Raw genomic sequence first — 13,439 nt, 5'->3', positions numbered from 1 at the left:
GCGTTTCTCTGTAGGAGCTGCCGCAGGCTGCGATCTTTTGACTTGGCTTTTAACCGTCTGGCCCGCAGCTGTTCCCAAATCCCTCAAGGGCTGGAACAATGCGGGCCACTTTGTAGAGCGTTTTCGCGGGGGAGTTGCGGGTGCAGATTCAGGGACATTACGAGCTTCAATTCGAAGCGGTGCGCGAAGCTTTCGCCGCACTGTTCGACGATCCCCAGGAACGCGGCGCAGCCCTGTGCATCAAGGTCGGTGGAGAAACCGTCCTCGACCTCTGGTCCGGTACCGCCGACAAGGACGGCGCCGAAGCCTGGCACAGCGACACCATCGCCAACCTGTTCTCCTGCACCAAAACCTTTACCGCTGTCACCGCGCTGCAACTGGTGGGTGAAGGCAAGCTGCAACTGGATGTTCCGGTCGCCCGCTACTGGCCGGAATTCGCCGCCGCCGGCAAAGAATCCGTGACCCTGCGCCAATTGCTCTGCCACCAGGCCGGGCTGCCGGCGCTGCGCGAATTGCTGGCGCCTGAAGCCCTTTACGACTGGCAAACCATGGTCGATGCCCTTGCGGCCGAAGCACCTTGGTGGACGCCGGGCACTGGCCACGGTTACGCCGCGATCACTTATGGCTGGCTGATCGGCGAGTTACTGCGCCGCGCTGACGGTCGCGGGCCGGGCGAATCCATCGTTGCTCGTGTCGCTAAACCTTTGGGTCTGGATTTTCACGTCGGTCTGGCTGACGAAGAATTCCACCGCGTGGCGCATATCGCTCGCGGCAAGGGCAATGCTGGCGATGCCGCCGCGCAACGTCTGCTGCAGGTGACCATGCGTGAGCCCACCGCGATGACCACTCGCGCTTTTACCAACCCACCTTCAGTGCTCACCAGCACCAATAAACCGGAGTGGCGACGGATGCAGCAACCGGCGGCCAATGGCCACGGGAATGCGCGCAGTCTGGCCGGTTTCTACGCGGGCCTGCTCGACGGCAGTCTGCTCGAAAGCGACATGCTCGAGGAGCTGACCCGCGAGCACAGCCTCGGCGAAGACAAGACTTTGCTGACCCAAACTCGTTTTGGGCTGGGTTGCATGCTCGATCAACCGGACGTGCCCAACGCCACTTATGGCCTCGGCCCCAAGGCGTTTGGTCATCCCGGCGCAGGCGGTTCCATCGGTTTTGCTGATCCTGAGCATGATGTCGCCTTCGGTTTCGTGACAAATACCCTTGGGCCGTATGTCTTGATGGATCCGCGCGCGCAGAAGCTCGCGCGGGTGCTTGCCACTTGTCTGTAAAGCGTCAATAGAAGTTCCAGGGCCGGAACCTCGGCGTGATTTTCGATTCAAAACGGCTGTTTATCCGGGCGAAAGTGCTCTGATTTTTCATTACTTCATTTTGTGGATTTTCAATGTCATCTAAAAAGACTCTCGCCCTGGCCCTGTGTGTAGCGATCACCGGTTGTGCACAGACCCCGAAAAACGATGCGGACGGCGGTAGTTGGTGGCCGTTCGGCTCTTCCGACAAAGTCGCAGCCAAGGAGCCAGCACCGGCTCCAGCCCCTCTGAAACCTGCGGCCACTGCACCCGTGGCCAAGACTGAAAGCAGCAACCCGTGGTACTGGCCGTTCGGTTCCGATGATGAAGCGGTCAAAGCGGACATGAAGGCTGAAGTCGCCCCGGAAGCGAAAAAACCGGCAACCGTGGCCAAAGCTGAAGCCGATGCGGGTGGCAAATGGTGGTGGCCGTTTGGCGGCAAGGATCAGCCAACCACCAAAGCCGTGCCGATGCCGGATCCGAAAGTCACCCAGGCTTGGCTCGACGACTATGAGCCGCGTCTGCGTGAAGCGGTCAAGGACAGCAATCTGCAACTCGAACGCCGTGAAAACGTGCTGGTCGTGACGGCACCGGTCGAAGGTTCGTTTAACCCTGATCGTCCAGCCATGCTGCTGCCGGTCACCCTCGGCCCGTTCACCCGAGTGGCGAAAATCCTTGAAGCCGACCCGAAAACTGCCGTGCTGGTTCTTGGCCACAGCGATTCCAGTGGTGCCGCGCCTGCCAACATCAAACTGAGCCAGGAACGTGCCCAGTCCATTGCGGCGATCTTCCGTCTCAGCGGTCTGCAGCGTGATCGCCTGATGCTGCGCGGCATGGGTTCCGAAGCGCCGCGTGCGGCCAACGACAGTGTTGAAGGGCGTGCCCTGAACCGTCGTGTCGAACTGCTGGTGACCCCGCAGAACACCATGGTTGCGCTGCTGAGCAAGTACAACATGCCCGCGCCGAAGCCGGTGACCATGGTTGCTGCGCAGGACGCCAAGCCAGTCGCCAAACCGGTGACCCCGGCGCCAGCGGCGAAAAAAGCGGCTGTCCCGGCAACCAAAAAGGCTCCGGCCAAGAAAGCCGCTGCCAAGGCTCCAGCGAAAAAAGCTCCAGCCAAGGCCCCAGCGAAGAAAACTGCACCAGCCAAAGCCGCCGCGACCGACAAGAAAGTCGCCGCGACCGATGCCACCAAGAAGTGATCCGCTAACGAAAAGGAATGCGCCATGACCCAGGCTCTGGCAGATATGCGTCGTGATTACACCCGGGATGGTCTGACCGAGGCGCAAGCGCCGGCCGAGCCGTTTGCGTTGTTCCACCAGTGGTTCGCCGACGCGGTGAAAACCGAACAGGCACCGGTGGAAGCCAACGCCATGACCCTGGCCACGGTCGACCAGGATGGGCGACCGCATTGCCGCATTCTGCTGCTCAAGGGCCTGGACGAGCAGGGCTTCACCTTCTTCACCAACTACGACAGCGCCAAGGGCCAGCAGCTGGCGGCCAATCCGTTTGCCGCCATGACCTTCTTCTGGCCGACCCTGGAACGTCAGGTGCGCATCGAAGGGCGGGTGGTCAAGGTCACGCCCGCGGAGTCGGATGCGTATTATCAGGTGCGGCCACTGGGCAGCCGCCTCGGTGCCTGGGCATCACCGCAGAGCCGGGTGATCAACGGGCGCGGTGAGCTGGAAGATTTGCTCAAGGCCACCGAGCAGCGTTTCTCCGATACTCAGCCCGACTGCCCGGAACACTGGGGCGGTTACCGCTTGCTGCCTGAGCGCATCGAATTCTGGCAGGGCCGTCCGAGCCGTCTGCACGATCGCCTCAACTACCGTGTGCAGGGCGCCGACTGGATTCTTGAACGTCTGGCACCCTGAGCAGTCTACCGAGCGGGATAGCCTGCCGCAGCGGCCTCCAGCCACTTCGGCAGATCCCGGCGCTTGATCTTCTGCGCCTGAGCGTTCGCCAACTGTTCGAGCATGAAGGCGCGTTTGCCTTCATCCTTGCCCGCCAGCGACAACGCCAGATCGCGATCCATCCAGCGCTTGATCCGCACGTACAACCACCAATGGAAGTACAAACCGGCGGCAGTGGTGACGACGATGATGAAGTAATCCATGAAAATCCTTGGTCTCCGTGGCGCAGATTTGGCAATTTGGCGCTACTGTAGGGGCTACATCAGGGAGACAGTGTGCAGGTGTCTGTACCGCGCCTGAATGAAAGCCAATTTATCCGGGCGGTGTCGTGACAGGCGTCAAGCCACGGAGTTTAATGACTATATGTTTTTTTGGAGTTGATGCTATGCGTAAGTCTGTTCTGCTGGTTGCTTCCTTTTCCACGATGGCGATGTTGCTTACCGGCTGCCAATCGAGCCTGACCGGTGACTCCTACTCCCGTGACGAAGCGCGTCGCGTGCAGACGATTCGCATGGGCACCATCGAATCCCTGCGCCCGGTGAAAATCGAAGGCACCAAAACCCCGATCGGCGGCCTCGCTGGTGCAGCGGTCGGCGGCGTCGGCGGCAGCGCCATCGGCGGCGGCAAGGGCAGCATCGTTGCCGCGGTTATCGGTGCGGTGGCGGGCGGTCTGATCGGTTCGGCAACCGAAGAAGGTCTGACCCGTACTCAAGGTGTGGAAATCACCGTGCGTGAAGACGACGGCAGCATGCGTGCCTATGTGCAGCAGGTTCAGGAGAATGAAGTGTTCCGCGTTGGCGAACGCGTGCGTATCTCCACCGTTGGCGGAACCAGCCGCGTTTCGCACTAAGCGGAATTCAGGGTAAAGAAAACCCCGATCAGGTGACTGGTCGGGGTTTTTCTTTATCGTGTTTCAACGTCCATTACACGTCAGTTGGAAGGTGTACTTCGGATCGAAGACATTCTTCCCGATCAGCTTCTCCAATGAGGCAAGCTGATCATTTGAGAGGTCGTAACCCTCCCAGCCCTGCTGCTTGGAAGACCAGTTCATGATGGCTGCCAGATTCTCGTCACATCCTGGAGGTAATTCCTCTTCAAAAACGAGAAACTCTGTTTTCCTATCGAATGCTTCAATCCTATAGATCATAAGAGACCGTCACCAGACATCGCTGTAGTCAAAAGAGATCTGATAATCGTAAGTTTTGAAGACGATGCTATGTTGAAAATACGGTTGAATGACTGGAATCCATTCTTCGAGAACATTGAAACCGCCATTGTTTATGTTGTTTTCCACCGGTATTCCCAAGGCATTCAAAACGGTTTCATCATCGCCTAAATCCTTGGAATACTCTTCGCCTTCGCATAGATCAGTTTGCTTGTCGTACCACTCCAGCCTCAGTTTTAATCCCATCATCAACCTCACAAGTATTTTTTCTGATGCTTCTTTCATCTTTCGGGTCCTCGCGTCGCTCTCCTGTAAAAGGGTCAAACGCGCCTAGGTGAGTTCCGTCACTTGCTCGGTAAATCCCCAACTCTCCGTGCATCGAGTCCTACTCGTAAGTTCTTCTGCCTTTTGCATACTTCCAGCGATCCCGATGCCCTCCGTTGTATGGCGGTTTCTTTTTTGCTCTTCTCAGATCAGGAAAGGCTGGGATGGCAGCATGCTTGCCTATGTGCAGCAGGTTCAGGAAAATAAAGTGTTCCGCGTCGGCGAGCACGTGCGCTTTCCCGCCGTTGGCGGAACCAGCCGAATTTCCCACTAAGCGGGAACGAGCGATAAAAGATAACCCCAATCAAGTTACTGGTCGGGGTTGTCTTTTTTACTTCAAGTCAGTAATCAGCACATGTGCCCATAAAAAATTCTAACCCCTTCGGGAAGTTAACGTTTAAAAGGGTTTCCAGCGCAGCTACTTGATCTGCGCTCAATAACAACTCCCCAGGTTCCAGTTCGCTGAGGGGCTTCGACTCGATGAGATGAGCGACTTTTTCATTTAACTCGCTTCCGGTGATATCCAACTCGAACTGCAAAGAGTTATCTTGAACGTCATCAGGATAAAAACCGGTTATCGAAAGGTAGCGCATGTATCAATCCTTAATTTCTGGAGGTTTTTCTGTCCGGTACTGCAGGCCCGGTTTGTTCACCCGTCAGGTGATTGAATTCGCCAAAATGAGTTGTTCCCAATTTGTCGTATTTTTCCACAGCGTTACTTTTGTAATCCCATTCATAGATTCGACCTTTGCGATCTACCCACCGTGCTCGCTGCTTTCCGCCACCTTTGACCGATGATTTCGACTTTACTCTAACTGCGTCAGGGAAGGCCGGTAGTGTCTTTGGGTGGCCGTAGTAAACATGGTCGCGAGCCCGGCTTAAAACGATGTAAACCGGCCGAATCCCAGAATGCGACGGAAAAACCAAAATGAAATCCCGGTACTCCGGCGGATAAACCGGATTCACCAGAATCCCGTCCGCCGCTTTCGTCGGCGGATAAACCCAGATGTGCGGTGCCTGCGGTGCAGCCTCCAGCGCGGGAATACCGAGGATGTCCGAGCCATCTACAGCAGGCGTCCAGATCAGTTCTACACCTTCGCCCAAGTCAGCAATGAACTGGCTTCCACGCAACTTGAACTGCACGACATCAACCATTTCCCAATCACGATTCTTGCCGGTGTAGAAGCCGTAGCCCTTCAGGCTGCCGTCGGCCTGCTGTTCGACCCTCAGCCGAACACGCGTTCGCGCCTGTTCAAGTCCACGCAGTTGTTCGTCGGTATAGAGCGCGCTGTCACCAAGGCTCGATGGCATGAACAGCGCAACCAAACCAACTAAAGGCGCAACAGCCGCACTAGATACAGCAGCGGGCAGTGCTTCAAACATCGACCCCGCCAGAGCCAGACTGCCAAATCCAGCCGGAATAGCGGTTGCACCGATTTTCTTGAGAGGAACTGCGCCGCTTTCATCGGCTTCACGCGCGCCCAGCAGGATCAGGTCGCCGTAGTCCTTCAGGCTGTCCGTCGGCACCATCCCCGAAGGACTGGCGTAATCGATAATCGCATCCGGCAATTTGCAGGACTTGGCGAATACGCAGCCGGCACGAACGGGCTCTGTCTTTTTAACCGCCACCTCACGGCTGCGCTCGAAAGCCTCCTGCTGCGCCAGCATGGCGTCGTAAGCGTTTTGTCTGGCCTCGCGCTCGGCCAGTTCAGTGGCCGTCATGTAGCGGTAGGTGACGTGATGCCCGTCGCCTTGCGGTGGGTTTTGAACCCGGGGAATGTCCTTGTTGCCAGCCACTGATCGTCCTTTCGCTCATCCATCGACAGCCCTTCGCAAAGGGCTGCGCAACGTTAACGAAGCAGGAAAATGGTGGCTGTAGGACGCGTCGCTAAAGACGTGGGGATTTGTCGCTGTGGTATCAGAAGGGCGAGGGGAAAGTCCCCTCGCCGCAGGTTTTCTATGCGTTGGGCAATGCTGTATTCCGGCGACTCGCCGCCGCCGTCACCGCATAACCAATCAGCGCTGCCAGAATCGACCCGGTCAAAATCCCCATCCGGTCCATGCCAGCGTAATCACTCACACCCGGTTCAAACGCCAGCGAGCCGACAAACAGGCTCATAGTGAAGCCGATCCCGCACAGGATTGCCACGCCCAGCACCTGACCCCAGTTGGCGCCTTGGGGCAGGGCGGCGATGCCGGTTTTCACCGCGAGCCAGGTCAGGCCGAACACGCCGACGGTCTTGCCCAGCAATAGGCCGACGGCGATGCCCATCGGTACATGGTGAGTGAAGCTTTCCATGGTGACACCGCTCAGCGACAGACCGGCGTTGGCGAAGGCGAACAGCGGCAGAATGCCGTAGGCCACCCACGGGTGCAGCGCATGTTCGAGGGTCAGCAGTGGCGACGGCTCGGCGTTTTTCGTGCGCAATGGAATGCAGAAGGCCAGGGTTACGCCCGCCAGCGTGGCGTGGACACCGCTCTTGAGGACGCAGACCCAGAGGATCAAACCGATGATCATGTACGGCCCGAGTTTGACCACGCCCAAGCGATTCATCGCCACCAGCGCCGCGATGCACGCTGCCGCCAGACCCAGCGACAGGGTCGACAGTTCGCCGGAGTAGAAGATCGCAATGATCACGATGGCGCCGAGGTCATCGATGATTGCCAGGGTCATCAGGAACAGCTTCAGCGATACCGGCACGCGCTTGCCGAGCAGGGCCAGCACACCGAGGGCGAAGGCGATGTCGGTGGCGGTCGGGATCGCCCAGCCGTCGAGGGCTGCCGGATTGTCGCGGTTGAGGAACCAGTAAATCAGCGCTGGCACCAGCATGCCGCCGATAGCGGCTGCACCGGGCAGGACGATCTGTGACGGCTTGGACAACTGGCCGTCGAGGACTTCGCGCTTAACTTCCAGGCCGATAAGCAGGAAGAACATCGCCATCAGACCGTCGTTGATCCACAGCAGCAGGGGTTTAGCGATTTTCAACGCACCGATCTGCGCCACCACCGGGGTGTCGAGCAGGCCGGTATACAGCCACGACAGTGGCGAGTTGTTGATAATCAGGGCCAGGATGGCTGCGGCGATCAATAACAGACCGCTGGCAGCTTCCAACTGAAAGAAACGCGTGAAAGTGCTACGCAGAGGCAAGGTCGCTCTCCATCGAATCGTCAAAAAAGGTGGGACACCCTAACCCGTACTGTTAGTTGTTAAAACAAAAGTTATATTCTTTTTTGTTATATGGCGTTACAAGGTGTCTGGCTCAAGCCACGCTGAGCCTAGCAGTTGCCTGACATATTGAGACTCAGCTGTATCTGTGCGCGCTATAGGATTTTTCCTAAGCTGATGAGTGAGCCTTTTGTACACATTCATCTCCTGCCCGATTCAACGAGAACCATCACCATGAGCGACAACCGACAGTGGGCCCGCGAAGCGATCCGCATCATCGAAGCGGATTTTCAGCGCAGCGCCGACACCCACCTGATCCCTTTGCCGCTGCCGGGTTTTGCGGGCATCGAGTTGTACTTCAAGGATGAGTCCAGCCACCCGACTGGCAGTCTCAAACATCGCTTGGCCCGTTCGTTGTTTCTCTATGCGCTGTGTAACGGCTGGCTCAAGCCCGGCGCGCCGGTGATCGAGGCGTCCAGCGGTTCGACGGCGATTTCCGAAGCGTATTTCGCGCGGATGCTCGGCTTGCCGTTTATTGCGGTAATGCCGGCGACCACGTCCAAAGAGAAGATTGCCCAGATCGCTTTCTACGGTGGCCAGAGCCATCTAGTGAAAGATCCTACGCAGATCTACGCCGAATCCGAGCGCCTGGCCCGCGAACATGGCGGCCACTTTATCGACCAGTTCACCTACGCCGAGCGCGCGACCGACTGGCGGGCTAACAACAACATTGCCGAATCGATCTTCCAGCAGATGCGCTATGAGAAACACCCGGAACCGAGCTGGCTGATTTCCAGCCCCGGCACTGGCGGCACCACCGCGACGCTCGGCCGTTACGTGCGCTATCGCCAGCACTGCACCCGCGTGTTGTGCGCCGATGCCGAGCGTTCGGTGTTCTTCGACTACTACCAGACCGGCGATGCGAGTTTGCGTCTGGATTGCGGTTCGCGCATTGAAGGCATTGGCCGGCCGCGGGTGGAAGCGTCGTTTCTGCCGAAGGTGATCGATGCGATGGTCAAGGTTCCGGACGCCTTGTCACTGGCGGCGATGCATTATCTGGCGCAGCGTCTGGGGCGGAATGTCGGCGGGTCGAGCGGGACCAATCTGATCGGCGCCTTGATGGCGGCGCAGCAGATGAAAGCGGCGGGGGAGTCGGGGTCGATCGTGGCGATTCTGTGCGATGGCGGCGAGCGGTATGCCGACACTTATTACGATCAGGATTGGTTGCAGGCGCAGGGGTATGAGTTGAGCGGGTTGATTGAGGCGGTGGCGGCGAGTGCCGAGCGCGGTGAGCCGCTGCCGACCTCAGTCCTGCGCGCCAATATCTGACACACCGAAATCAACTGTAGGAGTGAGCCTGCTCGCGATGGCGTAATAACATTCAACATTGATGTTGAATGGACTACCGCTATCGCGAGCAGGCTCACTCCTACAGGGTTTTGTGTCAGTCAGTCAGTCAGTCAGTCAGTCAGGCCGAGTATGTCGCGCGCCACGGCTTCTGCAATGCGAATCCCGTCAACACCCGCCGACAGAATCCCGCCCGCATAACCCGCGCCTTCACCGGCCGGGAACAAGCCTTTCACGTTCATGCTCTGCAGCGTCTCGTTACGGGTAATGCGCAACGGCGACGAAGTGCGCGTCTCGATGCCAGTCAACACCGCATCATGCAGCGAATACCCGCGAATCTGCTTCTCGAACGCCGGCAAGGCTTCACGGATCGCCTCAATGGCAAAATCCGGTAATGCCAAGGCCAGATCACCCAACGCCACACCCGGTTTGTACGACGGCTCGACTTCGCCCAGCTCGGTTGAAGGAATGTCGTTGATGAAGTCGCCAACCAACTGCGCCGGGGCTTTGTAGTCGCTGCCGCCAAGAATGAACGCGTGGGATTCCAGACGTTCCTGCAACTCGATGCCAGCGAGCGGGCCACCCGGATAATCGACTTCCGGGGTGATGCCGACAACAATGCCGGAGTTGGCGTTGCGCTCGTTACGCGAGTACTGGCTCATGCCGTTGGTCACCACGCGGTTCGGCTCGGAAGTCGCCGCGACCACGGTGCCGCCCGGGCACATGCAGAAGCTGTAGACCGAGCGGCCGTTCTTGGCGTGGTGCACCAGTTTGTAGTCGGCGGCACCGAGTTTCGGGTGGCCGGCGTATTTGCCCAGACGCGCGCGGTCGATCAGCGATTGCGGGTGTTCGATGCGGAAACCCACCGAGAACGGCTTGGCTTCCATGAACACGCCACGGCTGTGGAGCATGCGGAAAGTGTCGCGGGCGCTGTGGCCGAGGGCCAGAACCACGTGTTTCGAATGCAGGGTTTCGCCGCTGGCCAGTTGCACGCCGAGCAGTTGGCCGTCTTCGATCAGCACGTCGGTGACGCGTTCCTGGAAGCGCACTTCGCCGCCCAGTTCGCGGATCTGCTCGCGCATGTTTTCAACCATGCCGGTCAGACGGAACGTACCAATGTGCGGCTTGCTGACGTAGAGGATTTCTTCCGGCGCGCCGGCCTTGACGAATTCGTGCAGGACTTTGCGGCCAAGGAACTTCGGATCCTTGATCTGGCTGTACAGCTTGCCGTCAGAGAACGTGCCCGCGCCGCCTTCGCCGAACTGCACGTTGGACTCGGGGTTGAGCACGCTTTTACGCCACAGGCCCCAAGTGTCCTTGGTGCGCTGGCGGACTTCGGTGCCGCGTTCGAGGACGATCGGCTTGAAGCCCATTTGCGCCAGCAGCAGGCCGGCGAAGATGCCGCACGGGCCGAAACCGACGACGATCGGGCGCTGGCTCAGGTCGCTTGGCGCTTCGCCGACGAATTTGTAGCGGACATCCGGCGCCACGTTGACGTTACGGTCGTCGGCGAACTTGCCCAACACCTTGGCCTCGTCGCGTACTTCGAGGTCGATGGTGTAGATGAAGCACAGTTCGGAGGACTTTTTGCGCGCATCGTAGCTGCGCTTGAACAAGGTGAAATCGAGCAGATCATCGCTGGCGATGCCCAGGCGCTGCACGATGGCAGGGCGCAGGTCTTCTTCGGGATGGTCGATTGGCAGCTTGAGTTCAGTGATTCGTAACATGGCGAGGATCCGGGTTCGCGGGGCGCACAACTGCGCCAGGGCGTTTGAAGGCCGCGATTATAAGCCGCAAAGGCCGGATCCGGTGAGGCTAAAACGCTCAGTCGTTGCGCGATCCGCCGAAATACCCGCAGCCGCGTTGCACCTGGCCGTCGATGCGCAACTCGGCGCTCATGTGCTGCACGCTGCCGGTGCTGCTGTCGACGCAGCGTTGCGGCGCGACCCACAATTCGATGCGCTGATTGTTGGCTTCACTGCTCAGATTGAAGCGGCCATCGCCCAATTGATCTTCAATATACGGCACGGCAAGTGGCGGCTGACCTTCGCGGTCGATGACCATGCCTTTGCCGCTGACCTTTACATTCCACTCCGGGCCATGGCCGGCGGCACGCAGGATCAGCAGTTTGAAGTTGGGATCATCGCAGGCAGTGCCGGAGCGTTCGACGCGGTACAACTGAGTCAGGTCGAGTCGATCGCCGGCCACCTTGCCGCGCACATCGGCGAACAGCTTGCCCTGTTCATCGGCGAGGGTGGCAGCCTCTTGCAGGATGCTGGTGCCGCCGATGTCATTGACCACCAGTTGGCGCTGCTCCTGGCACGGCTGAAACACCAGTTTGCCGTCACCGGCGGTCAGTTGCCCCTGCATCCGTGTCTGCCCGACGTGCGAGGCACTTTCTCGCTGGCCATCGAGCAACTGGCAAGCGGCAAACAACGGCAGCAGGGCAACAACGACCAACGAACGGGCAACACGCATTTTCGGCTCTCCAGACAAGTGCTGCCACGTTACGCAGCCTGATCGTTCATCACAAGGGTTTAGCCCACGTGAAACGTCTGACCTGTCTGCAGGCCTTCGACACTTTTCGCGTAGGCCAATGCCACATCCGCCGCAGGAACCGGCTTGTAGCCACGGAAATACGGGGCGTAGCTGCCCATGGCTTCGAGCAGCACGGTCGGGCTGATCGAGTTCACTCGCAGACCGCGTGGCAGTTCGATGGCGGCGGCGCGGACGAAGCTGTCGAGGGCGCCGTTGACCAGCGCTGCCGAGGCGCCGCTGCGGATTGGATCGTGGCTGAGCACGCCGGTGGTGAAGGTGAATGAAGCGCCGTCGTTGGCGAATTCGCGGCCGATCAGCAGCAGATTGACCTGACCCATCAGCTTGTCTTTGAGGCCGAGGGCGAAGCTGTCTTCCGTCATCTCGCCCAGCGGTGCGAAGGTCACGTTGCCGGCAGCGCAGACCAGTGCATCGAACTTGCCGGTCTTTTCGAACAGTTTACGGATTGACGCGCTGTCGCTGATATCCACCTGCAAATCACCGCTGCTACGGCCGATACGGATGACTTCGTGGCGTTGCGAGAGTTCTTTGTCCACCGCCGAACCAATAGTGCCGCCAGCGCCTATCAACAGAATCTTCATCGAGCTGTACCTCAAGTGAGTGAACGAGGTTTCAGTCTAGAGTGGTTTTTTCTGCGGATAAGCGCGCTAATAGGCAACCTTTGGTTTTCAATTGGAAACAATCCATGAGCGAGATGGATGATCTGGCGGCGTTCGCGGTGTTGATTGAAGCGGGCAGTTTCACCTTGGCAGCGCAGCAATTGGGCTGCAGCAAGGGCCAGCTGTCGAAACGCATCAGCCAGCTCGAATCGCAGTTTTCTGTGGTGTTGTTGCAACGCACCACCCGGCGCTTGAGCCTGACCGCCGCCGGAGCAGCATTGTTGCCGCAGGCCCAGGCGCTGGTCGTCCAGGTGGAAAGGGCGCGTCAGGCCTTGGCGCGATTGAAGGACGATATGGCCGGTCCGGTGCGCATGACGGTGCCGGTGTCGCTGGGCGAAACCTTCTTCGAGGGTTTGTTGCTGGAGTTCTCGCATCAATACCCTGAGGTGCAGATTGAGCTGGAGCTGAACAACAGTTACCGCGATCTGTCACGGGACGGCTTTGATCTGGGGATCCGCAGTGAGGTGGCCAATGACGAACGACTAGTGGCCAAGCCGTTGTTGGCCTGGCAGGAAATGACCTGCGCCAGCCCGGCGTATCTCGAGCGTTTCGGTGAACCGCTGACGCCACAGGCTCTGGCCGAACATCGCTGCTTGCTCAACAGCCACTACAGCGGGCGTGAGGAATGGCTGTATCACCAGCAGCATGAATTGTTACGAGTGCGAGTATCAGGACCGTTTGCCAGCAACCATTACAACTTGCTGAAGAAAGCTGCACTCAGTGGCGCCGGGATTGCGAGGTTGCCTTCCTACTTGCTGCAGGCGGAATTGGCTGACGGCAGATTGCGCTGGCTCCTGCGCGACTTTCAGACCCGGCGCATGCCGATGTATCTGGTGCATCCGTATCAGGGCGGACTGCCGAAACGCACGCAGGTGCTGGCGGATTACTTGATCGGCTGGTTCAAGCGCAGTGGCGAAGCGCTGGATCGCCTCCAGCGCTGAACCGTTCCCTTGTAGGAGTGAGCCTGCTCGCGATAGCGGAGTGTCAGTCGCGGATGAGTTACCG

The 13,439-nt window shown here is 58.9% G+C and carries 16 protein-coding genes; 6 read left to right on the top strand and 10 right to left on the bottom strand.

From position 1 onward, the window contains the following. The first annotated feature begins 140 nt into the window (after positions 1–140). The 3 genes from ACW9IR_RS25565 (at position 141) to pdxH (ending at position 3,178) form a co-directional block, all read left to right on the top strand. Positions 141–1,286, top strand: coding sequence for a serine hydrolase domain-containing protein (locus ACW9IR_RS25565; protein ID WP_102902684.1), 1,146 nt, complete (start codon positions 141–143; stop codon positions 1,284–1,286). A gap of 113 nt (positions 1,287–1,399) precedes the next feature. Further along, positions 1,400–2,506 (top strand): OmpA family protein, encoded by a 1,107-nt coding sequence (locus tag ACW9IR_RS25560; protein ID WP_102902685.1) that lies wholly within the window; start codon positions 1,400–1,402, stop codon positions 2,504–2,506. 24 nt (positions 2,507–2,530) lie between these two features. Then, on the top strand, positions 2,531–3,178 hold the full coding sequence (gene pdxH / locus ACW9IR_RS25555; protein WP_457465415.1) for a pyridoxamine 5'-phosphate oxidase: 648 nt from the start codon (positions 2,531–2,533) through the stop codon (positions 3,176–3,178). A gap of 5 nt (positions 3,179–3,183) precedes the next feature. On the opposite strand, the gene ACW9IR_RS25550 is transcribed toward pdxH, so the two are convergent. Continuing rightward, positions 3,184–3,420, bottom strand: coding sequence for a hypothetical protein (locus tag ACW9IR_RS25550; RefSeq protein WP_095119201.1), 237 nt, complete (start codon positions 3,418–3,420; stop codon positions 3,184–3,186). A 182-nt stretch (positions 3,421–3,602) separates the two neighbouring features. On the opposite strand from ACW9IR_RS25550, the gene ACW9IR_RS25545 reads away from it, so the two are divergent. Continuing rightward, positions 3,603–4,067, top strand: coding sequence for an outer membrane lipoprotein (locus ACW9IR_RS25545; RefSeq protein WP_007918566.1), 465 nt, complete (start codon positions 3,603–3,605; stop codon positions 4,065–4,067). Positions 4,068–4,130: 63 nt separating this feature from the next. Here ACW9IR_RS25545 and ACW9IR_RS25540 read toward each other — a convergent pair whose 3' ends face one another. The 6 genes from ACW9IR_RS25540 to nhaA all read right to left on the bottom strand — a co-directional run bounded on the left by ACW9IR_RS25540 (position 4,131) and on the right by nhaA (position 7,854). After that, on the bottom strand, positions 4,131–4,364 hold the full coding sequence (locus ACW9IR_RS25540; RefSeq protein ID WP_457465413.1) for a DUF7683 domain-containing protein: 234 nt from the start codon (positions 4,362–4,364) through the stop codon (positions 4,131–4,133). Between the two features lie 9 nt (positions 4,365–4,373). Further along, on the bottom strand, positions 4,374–4,628 hold the full coding sequence (locus tag ACW9IR_RS25535; RefSeq protein WP_102902731.1) for a colicin E3-like toxin immunity protein: 255 nt from the start codon (positions 4,626–4,628) through the stop codon (positions 4,374–4,376). Beyond that, a complete protein-coding gene (locus ACW9IR_RS25530) occupies positions 4,585–4,761 on the bottom strand; it encodes a colicin E3/pyocin S6 family cytotoxin (RefSeq protein ID WP_457465411.1) in 177 nt (58 codons plus the stop codon). Before ACW9IR_RS25530 ends, ACW9IR_RS25535 begins: the two co-directional genes overlap by 44 nt. A 286-nt stretch (positions 4,762–5,047) precedes the next feature. Further along, entirely contained in the window at positions 5,048–5,299 is a 252-nt protein-coding gene (locus ACW9IR_RS25525) for a pyocin S6 family toxin immunity protein (protein WP_110720199.1), read from the bottom strand. A gap of 10 nt (positions 5,300–5,309) precedes the next feature. Next, the gene (locus tag ACW9IR_RS25520) at positions 5,310–6,503 is read right to left on the bottom strand and encodes an S-type pyocin domain-containing protein (RefSeq protein ID WP_457465409.1); all 1,194 of its coding nucleotides are present in this window, start codon (positions 6,501–6,503) and stop codon (positions 5,310–5,312) included. Positions 6,504–6,663: 160 nt separating this feature from the next. Beyond that, positions 6,664–7,854 (bottom strand): Na+/H+ antiporter NhaA, encoded by a 1,191-nt coding sequence (gene nhaA / locus ACW9IR_RS25515; protein ID WP_127926105.1) that lies wholly within the window; start codon positions 7,852–7,854, stop codon positions 6,664–6,666. A gap of 252 nt (positions 7,855–8,106) precedes the next feature. Here nhaA and ACW9IR_RS25510 point away from each other — a divergent pair, with 252 nt between their 5' ends. Further along, positions 8,107–9,201 (top strand): PLP-dependent cysteine synthase family protein, encoded by a 1,095-nt coding sequence (locus tag ACW9IR_RS25510; protein ID WP_102902690.1) that lies wholly within the window; start codon positions 8,107–8,109, stop codon positions 9,199–9,201. 131 nt (positions 9,202–9,332) lie between these two features. Here the strand turns inward: ACW9IR_RS25510 and ACW9IR_RS25505 are convergent, their stop codons facing one another. The 3 genes from ACW9IR_RS25505 to ACW9IR_RS25495 all read right to left on the bottom strand — a co-directional run bounded on the left by ACW9IR_RS25505 (position 9,333) and on the right by ACW9IR_RS25495 (position 12,356). Next, complete coding sequence (locus tag ACW9IR_RS25505) at positions 9,333–10,946, bottom strand: NAD(P)/FAD-dependent oxidoreductase (protein WP_457465407.1); 1,614 nt, start codon at positions 10,944–10,946, stop codon at positions 9,333–9,335. A 97-nt stretch (positions 10,947–11,043) separates the two neighbouring features. After that, the gene (locus ACW9IR_RS25500; RefSeq protein WP_457465405.1) at positions 11,044–11,697 is read right to left on the bottom strand and encodes a COG3650 family protein; all 654 of its coding nucleotides are present in this window, start codon (positions 11,695–11,697) and stop codon (positions 11,044–11,046) included. A gap of 59 nt (positions 11,698–11,756) precedes the next feature. Further along, positions 11,757–12,356, bottom strand: a complete 600-nt coding sequence (locus ACW9IR_RS25495; protein ID WP_122600752.1) for a short chain dehydrogenase — start codon at positions 12,354–12,356, stop codon at positions 11,757–11,759. A gap of 104 nt (positions 12,357–12,460) precedes the next feature. Between ACW9IR_RS25495 and ACW9IR_RS25490 the strand changes: the two genes are divergently transcribed. After that, positions 12,461–13,375 carry a LysR family transcriptional regulator gene (locus tag ACW9IR_RS25490; protein ID WP_457465403.1) on the top strand — a complete coding sequence of 305 codons (915 nt, stop codon included), beginning with the start codon at positions 12,461–12,463 and terminating at the stop codon, positions 13,373–13,375. Positions 13,376–13,439: the final 64 nt, after the last annotated feature.

The organism is Pseudomonas sp. SDT291_1_S447 (assembly GCF_054070155.1).
This window is presented reverse-complemented; position numbering and strand designations above follow the sequence as displayed.

Coding starts and splice junctions, on each gene's coding strand:
- ACW9IR_RS25560 (WP_102902685.1), top strand. CDS start 1,400: ATGTCATCTAAAAAGACTCTCGCCCTGGCCCTGTGTGTAGCGATCACC.
- pdxH (WP_457465415.1), top strand. CDS start 2,531: ATGACCCAGGCTCTGGCAGATATGCGTCGTGATTACACCCGGGATGGT.
- ACW9IR_RS25550 (WP_095119201.1), bottom strand. CDS start 3,420: ATGGATTACTTCATCATCGTCGTCACCACTGCCGCCGGTTTGTACTTC.
- ACW9IR_RS25545 (WP_007918566.1), top strand. CDS start 3,603: ATGCGTAAGTCTGTTCTGCTGGTTGCTTCCTTTTCCACGATGGCGATG.
- ACW9IR_RS25540 (WP_457465413.1), bottom strand. CDS start 4,364: ATGATCTATAGGATTGAAGCATTCGATAGGAAAACAGAGTTTCTCGTT.
- ACW9IR_RS25535 (WP_102902731.1), bottom strand. CDS start 4,628: ATGGGATTAAAACTGAGGCTGGAGTGGTACGACAAGCAAACTGATCTA.
- ACW9IR_RS25530 (WP_457465411.1), bottom strand. CDS start 4,761: ATGCACGGAGAGTTGGGGATTTACCGAGCAAGTGACGGAACTCACCTA.
- ACW9IR_RS25525 (WP_110720199.1), bottom strand. CDS start 5,299: ATGCGCTACCTTTCGATAACCGGTTTTTATCCTGATGACGTTCAAGAT.
- ACW9IR_RS25510 (WP_102902690.1), top strand. CDS start 8,107: ATGAGCGACAACCGACAGTGGGCCCGCGAAGCGATCCGCATCATCGAA.
- ACW9IR_RS25505 (WP_457465407.1), bottom strand. CDS start 10,946: ATGTTACGAATCACTGAACTCAAGCTGCCAATCGACCATCCCGAAGAA.
- ACW9IR_RS25500 (WP_457465405.1), bottom strand. CDS start 11,697: ATGCGTGTTGCCCGTTCGTTGGTCGTTGTTGCCCTGCTGCCGTTGTTT.
- ACW9IR_RS25495 (WP_122600752.1), bottom strand. CDS start 12,356: ATGAAGATTCTGTTGATAGGCGCTGGCGGCACTATTGGTTCGGCGGTG.
- ACW9IR_RS25490 (WP_457465403.1), top strand. CDS start 12,461: ATGAGCGAGATGGATGATCTGGCGGCGTTCGCGGTGTTGATTGAAGCG.